This is a genomic window from Mycobacterium adipatum, from assembly GCF_001644575.1.
Taxonomy (GTDB): Bacteria; Actinomycetota; Actinomycetes; order Mycobacteriales; family Mycobacteriaceae; genus Mycobacterium; species Mycobacterium adipatum.
In genome coordinates, this window is record NZ_CP015596.1 from 1,595,230 (window position 1) to 1,610,187 (window position 14,958).

Consider the following 14,958-nt stretch of genomic DNA (forward strand, 5'->3'; position numbering starts at 1 on the left):
GCCACCATTGTCCGTCCGGGACCGGTCGAATCCGCCCGACGGTGTCGGTGCGCTGTCCTATGGTGCGAACATGACCCTAAGCGTTGAGATGATCACGTTCGACTGTGTGGATCCCGACCGCCTTGCCGACTGGTGGTCCAAGGCGGCCGGTGGTGATGTGAATGCCGTCGCCCCAGGGGAATTCGTCATGGTGACCAGCCAGGGGCGGCCCGCGTTGGGGTTTCAGCGGGTGCCCGATCCGACCCCCGGCAAGAACAAGGTGCACCTGGACTTCCATGCGGCCGACAAGGAGGCCGAGGTGGCCCGGCTCGTCGCTCTCGGGGCCACCGAGACCGGCCGGAACAGCTTCGGTGAGGAGTTCCAGTGGGTGGTGCTGGCCGACCCGGAGGGCAACGCCTTCTGCGTCGCGGGAACCTGACGCCGCTTCCCGGTGAAGGGCGGCGGTCGCTGGCAAGATCGCACAGGTGCTGCTGTCGTTCGTCATCGTGTCGTCCGTGCTGGCCGGGTGGGCGCTGTCGGCCGGGCGCCTGCAGCGCTGGCGGATAACGGCGCCGCTGTTCCTGGTGGTCGCCGGGGCGCTGGTGGAGTACCTCACGCACGGCTCACTGGCCGACACCCTGAATTCCGGCACCGCCCAGCACGTCGCCGAGATCATTCTCGCGGTTCTGCTGTTCGTCGATGCGAACGCCATCCGAGACGGCATGTTCGGCGGCTATCCCCGGGCGGCCACCCGGTTGCTGTTCATCGCCTTGCCACTGAGCATGGGACTGGCGGTGCTGCTCGGCGCGTGGCTGCTGCCCGGGCTCTCGCTGGCCACCCTGGTGGTCATCGCCTGCATCGTGGTGCCGATCGATTTCGCGCCGGCACCGTCGATCGTGCGGGACCGGCTGATCCCGAGCCGGGTCCGCGATCTGCTCAACGTCGAGGCGGGCTACAGCGACGGCATCATCTCGCCGATATTCGTCTTCGCACTGATCGTCGCCCATGCCGAGTCGGACTCGGGTTCGGCCTGGGAGACGGTGACCGACGCGCTCCCGCATGCCGCCAAGGCCATCGTGATCGGGCTGTGTGTCGGCGGGGGACTGGCGCTGACCGCCAACCTGGCCCAGCGCCGCGGTCTGATGACCGGACAGTCCCAACGTGTGCTCACCGTGGCCACGCCGGCCCTGGCCTACACGTTGAGCCTCGGCGTGCACGCCAACGGTTTCGTCGCGGCGTTTCTGTGCGGCGTCGGCTACCGCTATTTCCGGCAGACCGACGACGCCGAGCGCGACCTGGAGTTGATCGAGGACATCAGCTTCCTGCTGACCGCCCTGATGTGGTTCGTCTTCGGTGGCGTCCTGCTGATCGCCTACTGGAAGGCCGGCCTGACCGTGGGCATCGTGGTGTTCTGTCTGCTGGCCCTCACCCTGGTCCGGATGCTGCCCGTGGCGTTGGCGATGCTCGGATCCAGGTTCACCTGGCCCGAGCGTCTGCTGCTCGGCTGGCTGGGGCCGCGCGGCGCGGCCGCCATCGTATTGGGGCTGCTGGCCTTCAATGTGCTCGATGATCCCGACGAGCACATTGTGCTGCTGGTCGTGGTCGTCATGGTGCTGGGCAGTGTTCTGCTGCACGGGTTCGGTGCCCCGGTGGCGGCGCGGGCGGTCGCCCGCACGCGGAGCGAATAAGCTGTCGGGGTGACATCCGCGCACCCTCAGGAAATTGACACCGTCGAGCGCGCCGCGGCGTCGCCCGATCAACCGCAGCCCTTCCGTGAGCTGGGTCTCAAGGATGACGAGTACCAGCGGATCCGGGAGATCCTGGGCCGGCGCCCCACCGACGCCGAGCTGGCGATGTACTCGGTGATGTGGAGCGAGCACTGCTCGTACAAGTCCTCCAAGGTGCATCTGCGCTACTTCGGCGAGACCACCACCGACGAGATGCGCGCCGGCATGCTCGCCGGCATCGGCGAGAACGCCGGCGTGGTGGACATCGGTGACGGCTGGGCTGTCACCTTCAAGGTCGAGTCACACAACCATCCGTCCTATGTGGAGCCCTACCAGGGTGCGGCCACCGGTGTCGGCGGGATCGTCCGCGACATCATGGCCATGGGTGCCCGGCCGGTCGCGGTGATGGATCAGCTCCGGTTCGGCGCCGCCGACGCCCCCGACACCCGCCGCGTGCTCGACGGCGTGGTCCGCGGTATCGGCGGCTACGGCAATTCGCTGGGGTTGCCCAACATCGGCGGCGAGACCGTCTTCGATGCGTCTTACGCGGGTAACCCGCTGGTGAACGCGCTGTGTGTCGGCGTGCTGCGCAAAGAGGATCTGCACCTGGCCTTCGCGTCCGGCACCGGCAACAAGATCATCCTGTTCGGCGCCCGCACAGGACTGGACGGTATCGGTGGCGTGAGCGTGCTGGCGAGCGAGACCTTCGGCGGTGACGAGGGTTCCGGTCCGGGACGCAAGAAGCTGCCCGCCGTCCAGGTCGGCGACCCGTTCATGGAGAAGGTGCTCATCGAGTGCTGTCTGGAGCTCTACGCCGCCGATCTGGTGGTCGGCATCCAGGACCTCGGTGGTGCCGGACTGTCCTGTGCCACATCGGAGTTGGCGTCTGCCGGTGACGGTGGCATGCGCGTCGAGCTGGAAGCGGTGCCCCAGCGCGCCGCCGATATGACACCTGCCGAGATCCTGTCCTCGGAATCTCAGGAGCGCATGTGCGCGGTGGTGACACCGGAGAACGTCGAGGCGTTCATGGCCGTCTGCCGTAAATGGGATGTGCTGGCCAGCGTGATCGGCGAGGTGACCGACGGTGACCGCCTCGAGATCACCTGGCACGGCGAGACGGTCGTGGATGTGCCGCCGCGCACCGTCGCTCACGAGGGCCCGGTGTATCAGCGGCCGGTGGCCCGGCCGGACACCCAGGACGCGTTGATCGCGGACACGTCGGCCGCACTGCCCCGCCCGGTGTCCGGAGACGAGCTCAAGGCGACTCTGCTTGCGCTGCTGGGCAGCCCGCATCTTTGCAGCCGGGCCTTCATCACCGAACAATACGACCGGTACGTGCGCGGGAACACCGTGCTCGCCGAGCACGCCGACGGGGGTGTGCTGCGCATCGACGAGGCGACCGGCCGCGGGATCGCGGTCTCCACCGATGCCTCCGGTCGCTACACCCAACTCGATCCGTACACCGGCGCCCAGCTCGCGCTGGCCGAGGCGTACCGCAACGTGGCCGTCACCGGCGCCACCCCGGTCGCGGTCACCAACTGCCTGAACTTCGGGTCGCCGGAGGATCCGGGTGTGATGTGGCAGTTCTCCCAGGCGGTTCGCGGACTCGCCGATGGTTGTGCGACGCTGGGAATTCCGGTCACCGGGGGCAATGTCAGCTTCTACAACCAGACCGGCAGCACGCCGATTCTGCCGACCCCGGTGGTGGGTGTGTTGGGCGTCATCGACGATGTGACCCGCCGTATCCCGACCGGTCTGGGCAACGAGCCCGGAGAGACGTTGCTGCTGCTCGGCGACACCCACGACGAGTTCGACGGATCGATCTGGGCCCAGGTCACCGGCGACCACCTCGGTGGTGTGCCGCCGAAGGTCGATCTGGCCCGCGAGAAGCTGCTGGCGGAGGTGCTCACCGCCGCGTCGCGTGACGGATTGGTTTCGGCTGCACATGATCTCAGTGAAGGTGGGCTCATCCAGGCCGTCGTGGAGGCATCGCTGGCAGGGGAGACCGGGAGCCGGATCGTGCTGCCGGAGGGCGTGGACCCGTTCGTGTACCTGTTCTCCGAATCGGCCGGGCGGGTGCTCGTCGCAGTGCCGCGCACCGAGGAGAGCCGGTTCCGGTCCATGTGTGAGGCGCGGAACCTGCCGGTGGACCGGGTCGGGGTGTCCGACGAAGGTAGCGATGCGATCGAAGTGCAGGGCCATTTCACCGTGACACTCGCCGAACTGCGGGCCACCTCCGAGGGCGTGCTGCCCGGGTTGTTCGGGTGATCGAGCGGACCACATTCCGGCATCCACTACTGGTGTGGGCCTGGAGTCTGGTCCGTCTCGATTTCTTCGGCATCCCCTTCGGGGCGTTGTTCTTCTGCCTGTCGCTGACCCCGTCGCTGCTGCCGAGGGACTGGTTGTCCGCGGGGTTGATCGGCGGTATCAACGCCGCCATCGGTTACGGCATCGGCGTGCTGATCCGAGCAGTTCTGCACCGCTTCGTATTACGGCACCAATCCTGGTGGCCCCCGAGTGCGTCGAAACTGCGGGTGGCCAAGGTTGTGATCGTGGCGGGTGCGCTGACGGTGCCCGTGCTGACGGTGATTCCCGCCGCCCGGTGGCAGCGGCAGGTATCTGCGCTGATGGGTATCGAAGGCCCCACGACATTGGGCTACATGCGGACGGTGCTGGTGGCCGTGGTTGTCGGCGCCGCGTGCATCGCAGCCTGGCGGGTGCTGGCCGATCTGGTGAAACTCATTGCGCGCGAGCTGATCCGACGCTGGCACCTGCACAGCGAGGTGGCCTTCTTCATCGGCACCGCGATCATCGTGGTGTTGTTCCTGATGCTGGTCAACGGGGTGCTGTACCGCGGGTTCCTGCTCGGCGCCAGCCAGGTGTTCCAGCCGCAGAACTCCACCAGCGCTCCCGGGATCGTCCAACCGGAAGAGCCCGAGAGGTCAGGGAGCCCAACCTCTTTCGCTTCCTGGGATTCCCTGGGTTATCAGGGCCGCAACTTCGTGGCAACCGGCCCGCACGCCGCCGAGTTGACCCGCCTCAACGGTGCGCCCGCGCTGGAGCCGATCCGCGTATACGCCGGGCTGCAGACCGCCGACAGTGACCAGGGGCGGGTGGCGGTGCTGCTCAGCGAGCTGGAACGGACCGGCGCGTTCGAGCGCGAACTGCTCGTCATCATCCCCACCACCGGGACCGGCTGGGTCAACCCCGTCGCCGCCCGCGCGGTGGAGTCCATGTACAACGGGGATACCGCACTGGTCGGCATGCAGTACTCGTATCTGCCCAGTTGGATCTCGTTCCTCGGCGACCGCGAGAAATCGATCGAAGCGGCCCGGATGATGATCGACGGTATCCACCAGCGGTGGTCGACGCTGCCGGAGAACGACCGGCCGAAACTGGTGCTCTACGGCGAGAGCCTGGGCTCCTACGCCGGCCAGGGCGCCTTCGGCTGGTTGCCCGATATCGCCGAGATGGGTTTCACCGGGGTGCTCTGGGTCGGCCCGCCGCACGAGAGTTCGTTGTGGAGCGGGCTGGTGCTGCGCCGCGACCCGGGCACCCCGGAGGTCGAGCCGCGTTATGACAACGGCAGCACGGTGCGGTTCTCGCAGGCGGCCGATCCCGCCGATGTCCAGCGTGTGGCCGCCGCGCCGTGGACGGGCACGCGGGTGCTGTTCCTGCAGCACGCCTCGGACCCGATCGTGTGGTGGTCGCCGAATCTGCTGTTCTCGCGCCCCGATTGGCTCGAAGAACCACGGGGTCGCGACCGTACCGCGTCGATGCGTTGGTATCCGATCGTGACGTTCTGGCAGGTCAGCGCCGATATGCCGAATGCGGCCTCGGTACCCCAAGGGCACGGGCACAACTATTCCGACACCGTGCTCGACGGTCTGGTGGCGGTCGCGGCGCCGGACGGTTGGACTCCGGGCGACACCGAGCGCATCCGCGCCGACCTGGATGACAAAGCGGGCGTGGACGGCCCGGAGACCTAGACGTCTCGGATGTCGGCTACCAGCTCGTGCGGATCGGTGTCCGGGTCGTCGATGCCGAAGCTGATGATGCGGGTGGGTGTGATCCTGATGATGCCGGCGTCGAGCTGGTCGCCGGCCCGCCCGGCGGCGGGTTGCGTCCAGGCCTGCTCGGCGGTGCCCCGGATCTCCAGGCAGCGCACCCGCCACGGATCACGGGAGGCGATATCGTCCACCACGAAGGCCACTTTCGGGTGGTGTGCGATGTTGCGCCACTTCTGACTGGTCGACATGCGGTACCCGGCGATGTCGATGGTGCCCAGATCGGCGTTGTAGCTGAATCCGACCGGACTGTTCTGGGGTGTGCCGTTGCGTTGTACGGTCGCGAGGCGGCCGAGATCGGCCCGGTTCAGGAAATCGATCTCGTGCGGTTTCATGGACATGTGGCCACCGTAGAACCTCAATGAACCTTGAGGTCAAGGGCTCACGGATTGATGGTGGGCGCACCGATCTGGCGGCCCCATACATACTCGGTGAAGATCGGCTGGCCCAGCTCGAAGTGGTTGTAGGGCGCGATCGACAACCCGGTGTCCATCACCAGATACGGTGCCGGCCAGAGTTCGCGGGTGATCTTCTGCCAGCAGCCGGGCCGTCCGCCCGGCCCGCCGCGGGCGTTGACCCGCGGCAGATTGTCCGGGAACACATAGGTGTTGGGCACGCCCATGCCGAAGATCGTGCCCGCCGAGGCCAGGGAGTATCCGTTGTCACCGCCGAACACCTCGGCCATCAACGGGGCCGCGTCGTGGTAGTTGCGGATGGTGCAGAGCAGTTGCGGGCTGTAGTGGTCGAACAACTGCGAGGTGGGGATCAGGTCCTGGGCGGCGCGCACCAGGTATGGCCCGCCGCGGTCCAGGGTGCCGCCCGCGGTGGCACTGAACCCGATTGCCGCCAGCAGCGCGTCGTCGATCGCGCCGCGCTGATCATCGAGTGTCCCCGCGGTCAGCGCGGCCGCGGCAAGTCCGTCGAGAAGGTCGGGAGCGGCCTCGGCATAGATTTCGGCCAGTGCGGTCACGCCCCGCAGATCACGGCGGAACTGCGGCATCCGGGCGTTGAGTCGGTCGAGGATGGCGTTGCCGTCGGCCAGTGATCGACCGATGTCGGCGCCCATCCCGCCGAGGGATTGGGCGGCGGCGGTCAGCGTCTGGTTCAGTTTGACCGGGTCGACGCGTTCCGAGATCGCCATGACGGTCTCGAACAGGGTGTTGAACTCGGTGCTCACCCAGTGGGCGGTGATCTCGCCACCTGCTGAAAGCCGTTGCGGGGAGGGTTCTTCCGGTGAGCGCAGCGCGATGTATTTGTTGCCGAACACGGTGCTGGCCTTGATGTCGGCGCTCACGTTCGCCGGGATGAGGTGCAGGTAGCGCGGGTCGATGCGCAGCGTCAGGAGGGCGTGCGGGACGCCGGCAACACTGGTCGCGGCAATCTCACTGACCCGGCCGATCTCCACGCCGTTGAGCGTGACCTTCGATCCAGGGTCGACGACCAACCCGGCCCGCGGCGAGACGAGTGTGAGACCGACCCGTGCGGCGAATGCGCCCCTGAACTGGCCCCAGAGCAGCACGGCGCCGATCACCAGCAGTACCAGCGCGATGGCGCCGACCGCTTTGTACGGCGGTGCCGGCCGGTCGACGACAGCCACTTTGCGACACTAAACCGATGACGGCCCGTCGCACCGCGGATCCAGCAGAGACACGCGCCGCGGTCCTCGCGGTTGGCGCATGGCTGCGGGACGCCGCGGCGCCGGCGCCAGCGCGCGAGGAGCTGGCGGCCGCGGTGCGCCTGACGGCACGTACGTTGGCCGCCATGGCGCCGGGTGCCAGCGTGGAGGTCCGGGTGCCACCCTTCGTGGCGGTGCAATGCATCGCCGGACCTCGGCACACCCGGGGCACCCCGCCCAACGTCGTGGAGACCGATCCGCGGACTTGGCTACTGCTGGCCACCGGGCTCACCGGGATCGACACCCCGGCGTTGCATCTGTCGGGATCGCGTGCCGCCGAGATTGCCCAGTGGCTGCCGCTGGTGGAGCTGCCGGGCTGACAAGCGCGCGGCGTCAGCGGAAGTACGGGTACTCCTGCACCCAGTGGAAACCGCGGTTGCGCAGGGTGAACGACGACAAGTCGACCTCGCGCAGCGTGATGCTGACCCGGCGTCCCTGCAGTTGCCCGGTCAATTCCAGACGGTCCGGCGCCGGCTGTTCGAAGCGCAGGTCGGCGAACGGCGTCGGGTCCGGTACGACGGCGGTCTGCCCGTCGGGAAGCGGCAACGGCGCGGTCATCGTGACGTGCTCGGCGTCCACCTGCACGGGCGCATCCCGCAGGGTGCCGTCCATGAGCTGGAAGGTGGCCATGCCGGGCCGGTCGAAAACGAGGTGGCTCCAGCGGAACGGGTCGGTGCTCAGCGGCGCCGCCACCCGCCCGTCCACGCTGAATTCGCTGACCGCCCAGATTCCGTAGAGCGGCGGCTTGGGTCGGCCGTCGCCGTACTCGTGCCAGGACTGCCAACCCACGCACGCGAGACCGATGCTGACCCAGATGCCCAAACCCACCTGCGCGACGGTCGCGATACGGTTGGCGCGCTGCCCGGTGAACAGGTGCGGCGTGTGCACCGGGCCCGAAGGGCGCTGCAGCACAAGAACATCGGCCAGTTGCCGCAGATGCGGCGCGAGCAGGACAAGGCTGATCAGCAACAGGTGCGACGACAGAATTTTCACCGGTACGTCGTAGGCCATGTTCATCAGGAACACCTGGCCCATGCTCAGCAGGCTGAGCAGCGCGCCCAGCACCGCGGTCCGGGGCCAGAACAACAACAGCCCCGCGGCGACCTCCACCGCACCCAGCGCCATCTCGTAGGGATGCGAACTGCCGACCTGTAGCCACAGCACCGACATCGGGCTGAACTGACCGAAGGGCTGGAGCAGGGCCGCCAGTGGTGGCGCCGGCATCTGGGTGGGGATGAGCTTGGCGAAACCGTAGAACAGCATTTGTCCGCCCAGGCACAGCCGCAGGAACACGGTGAACCAGGCGAACAGCCGGGTGTACTGGGGACGCCGCCGGTCCAGCACCGACCACACGGCGGTTCCGACCAGCGCGATCATCAGCAGGCAGCCCATGGACACCCAGATCGCGGCCTGGTCCCCGCTGCCCGAATCGGTGTGCAAGGTGGTGTCGACCCCGAACAGCGTGCGCCCCACCCACCCGGTGGCCGGCGCGGTCAGCGTCATCTGCCAGATGACCGCCCCAGCGGGCAGCCAGAGCGCGAGGACTCCGGCGAACGCGAACGTGATCTGGGCGAACCACAGGCAGAACAACCCGAAGTAGAGGAAGCAGAACCGGAATGCGACGCGCGTCACGGGATGCCACACCTCTGCCACGGTAGCGGCGGGAATGACGGCCGCGCGCCGGCGGTTGGCTGGTGTGACGACGAAAACCCGGCGTCCGGTTGAGTTATTCGGGTCCGATGACCGTAGACTGGGCCGCGTCACCCACAGCCCCCAGGGAGCAGCCATCGTGACCTTCGAGCCTGTTGAGCCGGAAGAGAACGAGCCGAAAGAGGAATGCGGCGTCTTCGGCGTCTGGGCCCCGGGCGAGGATGTGGCCAAGCTCACCTACTACGGCCTTTATGCGCTGCAGCACCGTGGCCAGGAGGCGGCAGGCATCGCCGTTGCCGACGGATCCCAGGTGCTGGTGTTCAAGGATCTCGGTCTGGTCAGCCAGGTTTTCGATGAGCAGACGCTGGCCGCCATGGGAGGCCATGTCGCGGTCGGACACTGCCGGTATTCGACCACCGGCTCCACCACCTGGGAGAACGCGCAGCCGGTGTTCCGTAACACCGCCGCAGGCACCGGGGTTGCGTTGGGCCACAACGGCAATCTGGTCAACACCGCGGAACTGGCCACCCGGGCCCGCGATGCCGGCCTGATCGATACCCGTGGCGCCCCGGCCGCCACCACCGACTCCGACATCCTGGGCGCGCTGCTGGCACACGGCGCCGCCGACTCGTCGCTGGAGCAGGCGGCACTGGAACTGCTGCCCACCGTGCGCGGTGCGTTCTGCCTGACCTTCATGGACGAGAACACCCTCTATGCCGCCCGCGATCCGCACGGTGTGCGTCCGCTGTCGCTGGGGCGGCTGGACCGTGGCTGGGTCGTCGCCTCCGAAACCGCCGCACTCGACATCGTCGGTGCGTCCTTCGTCCGCGATATCGAACCCGGTGAATTGCTGGCCATCGATGCCGACGGGGTGCGCTCCACCCGGTTCGCCAACCCCACGCCCAAGGGCTGTGTCTTCGAGTACGTGTACCTGGCCCGTCCGGACAGTGTCATCGGCGGCCGCTCGGTACACGCCACCCGCGTCGACATCGGGCGGCGGCTGGCCGCCGAGAACCCGGTGGAGGCCGACCTGGTGATCGGCGTCCCGGAATCGGGTATCCCCGCCGCGGTCGGCTACGCGCAGGGTTCGGGCATCCCCTACGGCCAGGGTCTGATGAAGAACGCCTATGTCGGGCGGACATTCATCCAGCCCTCGCAGACCATCCGGCAGCTGGGTATCCGGCTGAAGCTCAATCCGCTCAAAGAGGTCATCCGCGGCAAACGGCTGATCGTGGTGGACGACTCCATCGTCCGCGGCAACACCCAACGCGCGTTGATCCGCATGCTCCGCGAGGCGGGTGCGCTCGAGGTGCACGTGCGGATCGCGTCCCCGCCGGTGAAGTGGCCCTGTTTCTACGGGATCGATTTCGCCACCCCCGCCGAACTCATCGCCAACGCGGCGAGCAACTCCGCCGACGAAGACGAAATGCTCGAAGGTGTCCGCCGCGCGATCGGCGCCGACACCCTCGGCTACATCAGCCACCACGGCATGGTCGCGGCCACCGAACAACCGGCCACCCGGCTGTGCTCGGCGTGCTTCGACGGCGACTATCCCATCGAGCTGCCCGGTGAGACCGCGCTGGGCAAGAACGTCATCGAGCACATGCTGGCCAACGCGGCACGCAACGGCATCCCGCTCGAATCGGTCAAGACCGGCGGCGACAACGCCGACGCGCTCAGACGTCCCTGACGCCGCCGACGTGACGTCCCTGACTACTCCGGCGCCGCCGGGCTGAACCGCAGCAGATGGCGTTTGCCGCCCCGGGTTCCCGTGCCGTCCTGGGCCAGCGCTTCGCGCACCGCGTCCCGGTAGCCGGTCAGCCCGCCCGGCGGCGGCGCGATCACCGCATCGATATCGTGCTCGTGCATCACCGCGTCGCATTCCAGTGATTCCACGAGCGGCCTGGCCAGACCGGACGGGATCGGCGTGACCAGCCCGACCCACCAGCTCGCGATCGTCGGTGTGAGGAACGGCAGCACCACGATCACCCGTGGCCGCAGGCCGGCGATATCGGCGTAGCCCTGCATCGCCTCCCCGTACTCCATCACGTCCGGACCGCCGATATCCCAGGTCCGCGACGTCGGAACCGGCGCCGTCGCGGCCTCGACGAGATAGTGCAGGGCATCCCCGATCGACACCGGCTGGATCTTGTTGTGCACCCATTTCGGTGTCGTCATCGCGGGCAGCCGGTCGGTCAGGTGCCGGATCATCTCGAACGAGGCCGAGCCGGACCCGATCACGATGCCCGCCTGCAGCACCACCGTCTCGATCCCCGAGTCGATGAGGATCTGGCCGACGAGTGCGCGGGAGGCCAGGTGGCGTGACAGGTCGACGCCCTCGGGGTGCAGCCCGCTGAGGTACACGATGCGGCGCACGCCCGCCCGCTTGGCGGCGGCCACCACGTTGTGCGCCGAGCGTTCCTCCTCGGCGACGAAATCCTTGGACGTGCCCATCGAGTGCACCAGGTAGTAAATGACGTCGACGCCCTCGAAGGCGGCGTTCAACGAGGCGAGGTCACCGAGATCGCCCTTGGCCACCTCGATCCGGTCTCGCCACGGGCGGTCGTCGAGTTTGGCCGGGGTGCGGGCCAGCGCCCGGACCGCATATCCATGCTCCAGCAGCAGCGGTACCAGGTGCCCACCGATATAGCCGGTCGCGCCGGTGACCAGGCAGCGTGGGTTCGTCTCCGGCACGGGTCCTCCGATTCATGTCGGCCTCAGCAGGTATTCGGGGCCGACGGCGTTCTGGATACCCGGTCGGGACTCACTCAAACGGACAACCCGGGTTGGACACCGGGGTGGCCTGGGCGGAACCGGCCGGATCGATATAGCCGACCCACATCACCAGCGGGTCGGGACCGAGATTGCGGCCGAGGTGCACGTACCCGGGCCCGCTCTGCTCGGTGATGGCCGCGCCGGTGGGATAGATGCCGTCCACTGCGCAGTCCGAGCCGTAGTGGGTCAGGGTCCCGGCCCGGATCACGCCGTACACCTGTCCCGGGTGCCAGTGCCAGCCGGTGCTGCCGCCCGGTGCGATGGTGAGCTCCTTGGTGATGAAGTCCTGCCCGTCCAGGGTGGACTGCGACAGGATCCTGGCCTCGACTCCGACGCTCGGTGTGGCCGATGCCGGCCCGGCCGGGCCGGGAAGCACCGCCGCGCACACGGCGGCAGCCAGCGGCAATGCGCGAAAAGCTGTCATGACCGGTCACGCTGTCACAGTTACCGGTGTGCGCGCAGGCGGCTCGGCAGAATGCGATGAGGTCACCGGGCCTGCGGTGTGCGGTGCGCGACCGGTAACCTTGGGCGCGATGAGCGAGCTTGAACTGGCGAGCCGGTGACCATGGGTAAAGGCCGCGCCGAAGAACACGGCATCTCGTATGCAACCGCCGGAGTGGATATCGAGGCGGGCGATCGCGCCGTCGAGCTGTTCAAACCCCTGGCCAAAAGGGCAACCCGACCCGAAGTCCGCGGCGGTCTCGGCGGGTTCGCCGGACTGTTCGCGCTGCGCGACGGTTACCGCGAGCCGCTGCTGGCGTCCTCCACCGACGGCGTCGGCACCAAGCTGGCCATCGCGCAGGCGATGGACAAGCACGACACCGTGGGGCTGGACCTGGTCGCCATGGTCGTCGACGACCTGGTGGTGTGCGGTGCTGAACCGCTCTTCCTGCAGGACTACATCGCCGTCGGGCGCACCGTGCCGGAGCGGGTGGCCGCGATCGTGTCGGGTATCGCCGACGGATGCGTGCTCGCCGGCTGCGCGCTGCTGGGTGGCGAGACCGCCGAGCATCCCGGGCTGATGGAGCCCGACCACTACGACATCTCCGCGACCGGCATCGGCGTCGTCGAAGCCGACGACGTGCTGGGCCCGGAGCGGGTGAAGCCCGGCGACGTGATCATCGCGATGGCCTCCACCGGGCTGCACTCCAACGGTTACTCGCTGGCACGCAAGGTACTGCTGGAGATCGACCGGATGGACCTGTCGGGGCACGTCGAGGAGTTCGGACGCACCCTGGGCGAGGAACTGCTGGAGCCGACGTACATCTACGCCAAGGACTGTCTGGCGCTGGCCGCCGAAACCCACGTCCGCACGTTCTGCCACATCACCGGTGGCGGATTCGCCGGCAACCTGGAGCGCATCATCCCGCCCGGCTTGGTGGCCGAACTGGATCGCGGAACCTGGACCCCGGCACCGGTGTTCGGCATGATCGCCCAGCGTGGACGCATCGAGCGCGCCGAAATGGAAAAGACGTTCAACATGGGCGTCGGCATGGTGGCCATCGTCGCGCCGGAGGACACCGACCGCGCGTTGGCGATTCTCACCGCTCGCCACCTTGCCTGCTGGACGGTCGGGACCGTCAAGAAGGGCACCAAGGATGGGGTACGAGCTCAGCTCGTCGGGCAGCACCCGCGGTTCTGATCACCAACCGCGCGGTGCATGCACCGCCGGATCAGTGACGCCAGTCGTCCTCGTCGGCGTACCGCTCAGGGAGACCGTCGCCGTTGGTGAAGTCGTCGGCACCGCTGCTGTTGGACAGCTCGCGTTGAAGCCGCTCGAAATCAGTCTCCGGCGTGTTGTATTTAAGGTCACGAGCAACCTTGGTCTGCTTTGCCTTAGCCCGGCCGCGGCCCATTGGGACCCCCTCGCGCAATAACGGAGCGGCCCAACGTGCAGGCGGCTCCGATCTGTGTGTGTCTATATTGTCCTGCCAACACTTTACCGTGCCCGGCGGCGGGCCGCCTGCAGGCCCATGGCTGCCGCGGTTCCGGCCGTTCTAGCGCCCTCCGCTGCGCAGCCGCTCGACCGCCAACCGGCCCGCGCCGACGCCATCGGTGTCGGGCACCGAGTCCGCATCGATGGCCGCGGCCACCGGGTTCTCGCCGCCGGTCACCAGTGGCGTGTCGGCCGGCAGCGCCCGCTTCACCAGGGCCAATCCGATCGGCCCGTCGTCGACGTGGTCGACGACGGACCCCAACCGGCCCACCGCGCGCCCACCGGCCAGCAGTGGATCGCCGGTCACCGGCCGCTCGCCGGACCCATCCAGCTGCACCAGCACCAGCATGCGCGGCGGTTTACCCAGGTTGTGCACGCGGGCCACGGTCTCCTGGCCCCGGTAGCAGCCCTTGTCCAGGTGCACCGCGCCCACGCCCGGCCCGCCGATCCAGCCGATCTCGTGCGGAATGGTGCGCTCATCGGTGTCGACGCCCAGGCGTGGGCGTGCGGCGGCCACCCGGTGCGCTTCGTAGGCCCACACGCCGGCCCGGGTCACGCCCGCGCCGACCAGCGCGTCGATCCACGTGTCCTTGTCCGCGCGCGGGACCAGCACGTCGTACTCACCGGGATGGGTGCCACGCAGGAAGGCGCCACCGGTCAGCGCGACCGCGGTCCAGGCCGCCGGCAGCGCCTGCACCCCGAGCGCGGTCAGCACCGCGGGCTCGGACAGCCCGGGGCCGAGCAGCGAGAGCACCGCAAGGTCGGCCGGGTCCACGGTGACGTCGGCCCAGAAGATCATCTTGCGCAGGAAGCCCAACAGCGGCTCGCCGCGCCACGGTTCGGTGTCCAGCACGGTGACCCCGTCGAGCTCGGTCTGGATCCAGTGATCTTCGACACGGCCCTGCCCGTCCAGGCTCAGATTCTGCACGACGGCGCCATCGGAAAGGTCGCTGACGTGCTGGCTGGAGATGGCGTGCAGCCAGCTGCGCCGCTGGGGCCCGGTGAGCCGCAGCACGGCGCGATGCGATCGGTCGATCACCACGGCGGCATTTCCGGCGGCGCGCTGTTCGCCGAACGGATCGCCGAAATGCCAGACGGCGCCGGCGTCCGGTCCGGATTCGGGGGCGGTGACTGCGGCCATACCGCCAC

At 68.3% G+C, this 14,958-nt stretch carries 14 protein-coding genes; 7 read left to right on the forward strand and 7 right to left on the reverse strand.

Features of this window, described 5'->3' with window-relative positions; all coding sequences use genetic code 11:
- Positions 1-70: 70 nt before the first annotated feature.
- The 4 genes from A7U43_RS07535 to A7U43_RS07550 are packed head-to-tail and all read left to right on the forward strand — an operon-like array spanning position 71 to position 5,695.
- Entirely contained in the window at positions 71-418 is a 348-nt protein-coding gene (locus A7U43_RS07535) for a VOC family protein (RefSeq protein ID WP_068002138.1), read from the forward strand.
- Between the two features lie 46 nt (positions 419-464).
- On the forward strand, positions 465-1,667 hold the full coding sequence (locus tag A7U43_RS07540) for a cation:proton antiporter (protein ID WP_067993011.1): 1,203 nt from the start codon (positions 465-467) through the stop codon (positions 1,665-1,667).
- 33 nt (positions 1,668-1,700) lie between these two features.
- Positions 1,701-3,974, forward strand: a complete 2,274-nt coding sequence (gene purL / locus A7U43_RS07545; protein ID WP_197500034.1) for a phosphoribosylformylglycinamidine synthase subunit PurL — start codon at positions 1,701-1,703, stop codon at positions 3,972-3,974.
- A complete protein-coding gene (locus A7U43_RS07550; RefSeq protein WP_067993015.1) occupies positions 3,971-5,695 on the forward strand; it encodes an alpha/beta hydrolase in 1,725 nt (574 codons plus the stop codon). The genes purL and A7U43_RS07550 overlap by 4 nt, the downstream gene beginning before the upstream one ends.
- Here A7U43_RS07550 and A7U43_RS07555 read toward each other — a convergent pair.
- Together A7U43_RS07555 and A7U43_RS07560 are read right to left on the reverse strand one after the other, a co-directional pair.
- Complete coding sequence (locus tag A7U43_RS07555; RefSeq protein ID WP_067993018.1) at positions 5,692-6,114, reverse strand: PPOX class F420-dependent oxidoreductase; 423 nt, start codon at positions 6,112-6,114, stop codon at positions 5,692-5,694. The two genes, A7U43_RS07550 and A7U43_RS07555, sit on opposite strands and share 4 nt — an antisense overlap.
- A 41-nt stretch (positions 6,115-6,155) precedes the next feature.
- Positions 6,156-7,370 (reverse strand): MCE family protein, encoded by a 1,215-nt coding sequence (locus tag A7U43_RS07560; protein ID WP_067993021.1) that lies wholly within the window; start codon positions 7,368-7,370, stop codon positions 6,156-6,158.
- 17 nt (positions 7,371-7,387) lie between these two features.
- On the opposite strand from A7U43_RS07560, the gene A7U43_RS07565 reads away from it, so the two are divergent.
- Positions 7,388-7,768, forward strand: coding sequence for a sterol carrier family protein (locus tag A7U43_RS07565; RefSeq protein ID WP_067993022.1), 381 nt, complete (start codon positions 7,388-7,390; stop codon positions 7,766-7,768).
- A 13-nt stretch (positions 7,769-7,781) separates the two neighbouring features.
- Here the strand turns inward: A7U43_RS07565 and A7U43_RS07570 are convergent, their stop codons facing one another.
- Positions 7,782-9,101: a DoxX family protein gene (locus tag A7U43_RS07570; protein WP_067993025.1), complete on the reverse strand. Its 1,320-nt coding sequence runs from the start codon at positions 9,099-9,101 to the stop codon at positions 7,782-7,784.
- 136 nt (positions 9,102-9,237) lie between these two features.
- Between A7U43_RS07570 and purF the strand changes: the two genes are divergently transcribed.
- Positions 9,238-10,788, forward strand: a complete 1,551-nt coding sequence (gene purF, locus A7U43_RS07575) for an amidophosphoribosyltransferase (RefSeq protein ID WP_156525862.1) — start codon at positions 9,238-9,240, stop codon at positions 10,786-10,788.
- Positions 10,789-10,811: 23 nt separating this feature from the next.
- Here the strand turns inward: purF and A7U43_RS07580 are convergent, their stop codons facing one another.
- Complete coding sequence (locus tag A7U43_RS07580; protein ID WP_067993029.1) at positions 10,812-11,792, reverse strand: NAD(P)H-binding protein; 981 nt, start codon at positions 11,790-11,792, stop codon at positions 10,812-10,814.
- A gap of 70 nt (positions 11,793-11,862) precedes the next feature.
- Positions 11,863-12,297: a cupin domain-containing protein gene (locus A7U43_RS07585; protein ID WP_067993032.1), complete on the reverse strand. Its 435-nt coding sequence runs from the start codon at positions 12,295-12,297 to the stop codon at positions 11,863-11,865.
- 141 nt (positions 12,298-12,438) lie between these two features.
- Here A7U43_RS07585 and purM point away from each other — a divergent pair, with 141 nt between their 5' ends.
- Positions 12,439-13,515, forward strand: a complete 1,077-nt coding sequence (gene purM, locus A7U43_RS07590; RefSeq protein WP_068002145.1) for a phosphoribosylformylglycinamidine cyclo-ligase — start codon at positions 12,439-12,441, stop codon at positions 13,513-13,515.
- A 31-nt stretch (positions 13,516-13,546) separates the two neighbouring features.
- On the opposite strand, the gene A7U43_RS07595 is transcribed toward purM, so the two are convergent.
- Together A7U43_RS07595 and ygfZ are read right to left on the reverse strand one after the other, a co-directional pair.
- Positions 13,547-13,729, reverse strand: a complete 183-nt coding sequence (locus A7U43_RS07595) for a DUF3073 domain-containing protein (protein ID WP_067993033.1) — start codon at positions 13,727-13,729, stop codon at positions 13,547-13,549.
- Positions 13,730-13,870: 141 nt separating this feature from the next.
- Positions 13,871-14,950 (reverse strand): CAF17-like 4Fe-4S cluster assembly/insertion protein YgfZ, encoded by a 1,080-nt coding sequence (gene ygfZ / locus A7U43_RS07600; RefSeq protein ID WP_067993036.1) that lies wholly within the window; start codon positions 14,948-14,950, stop codon positions 13,871-13,873.
- Between the last annotated feature and the right edge of the window lie 8 nt (positions 14,951-14,958).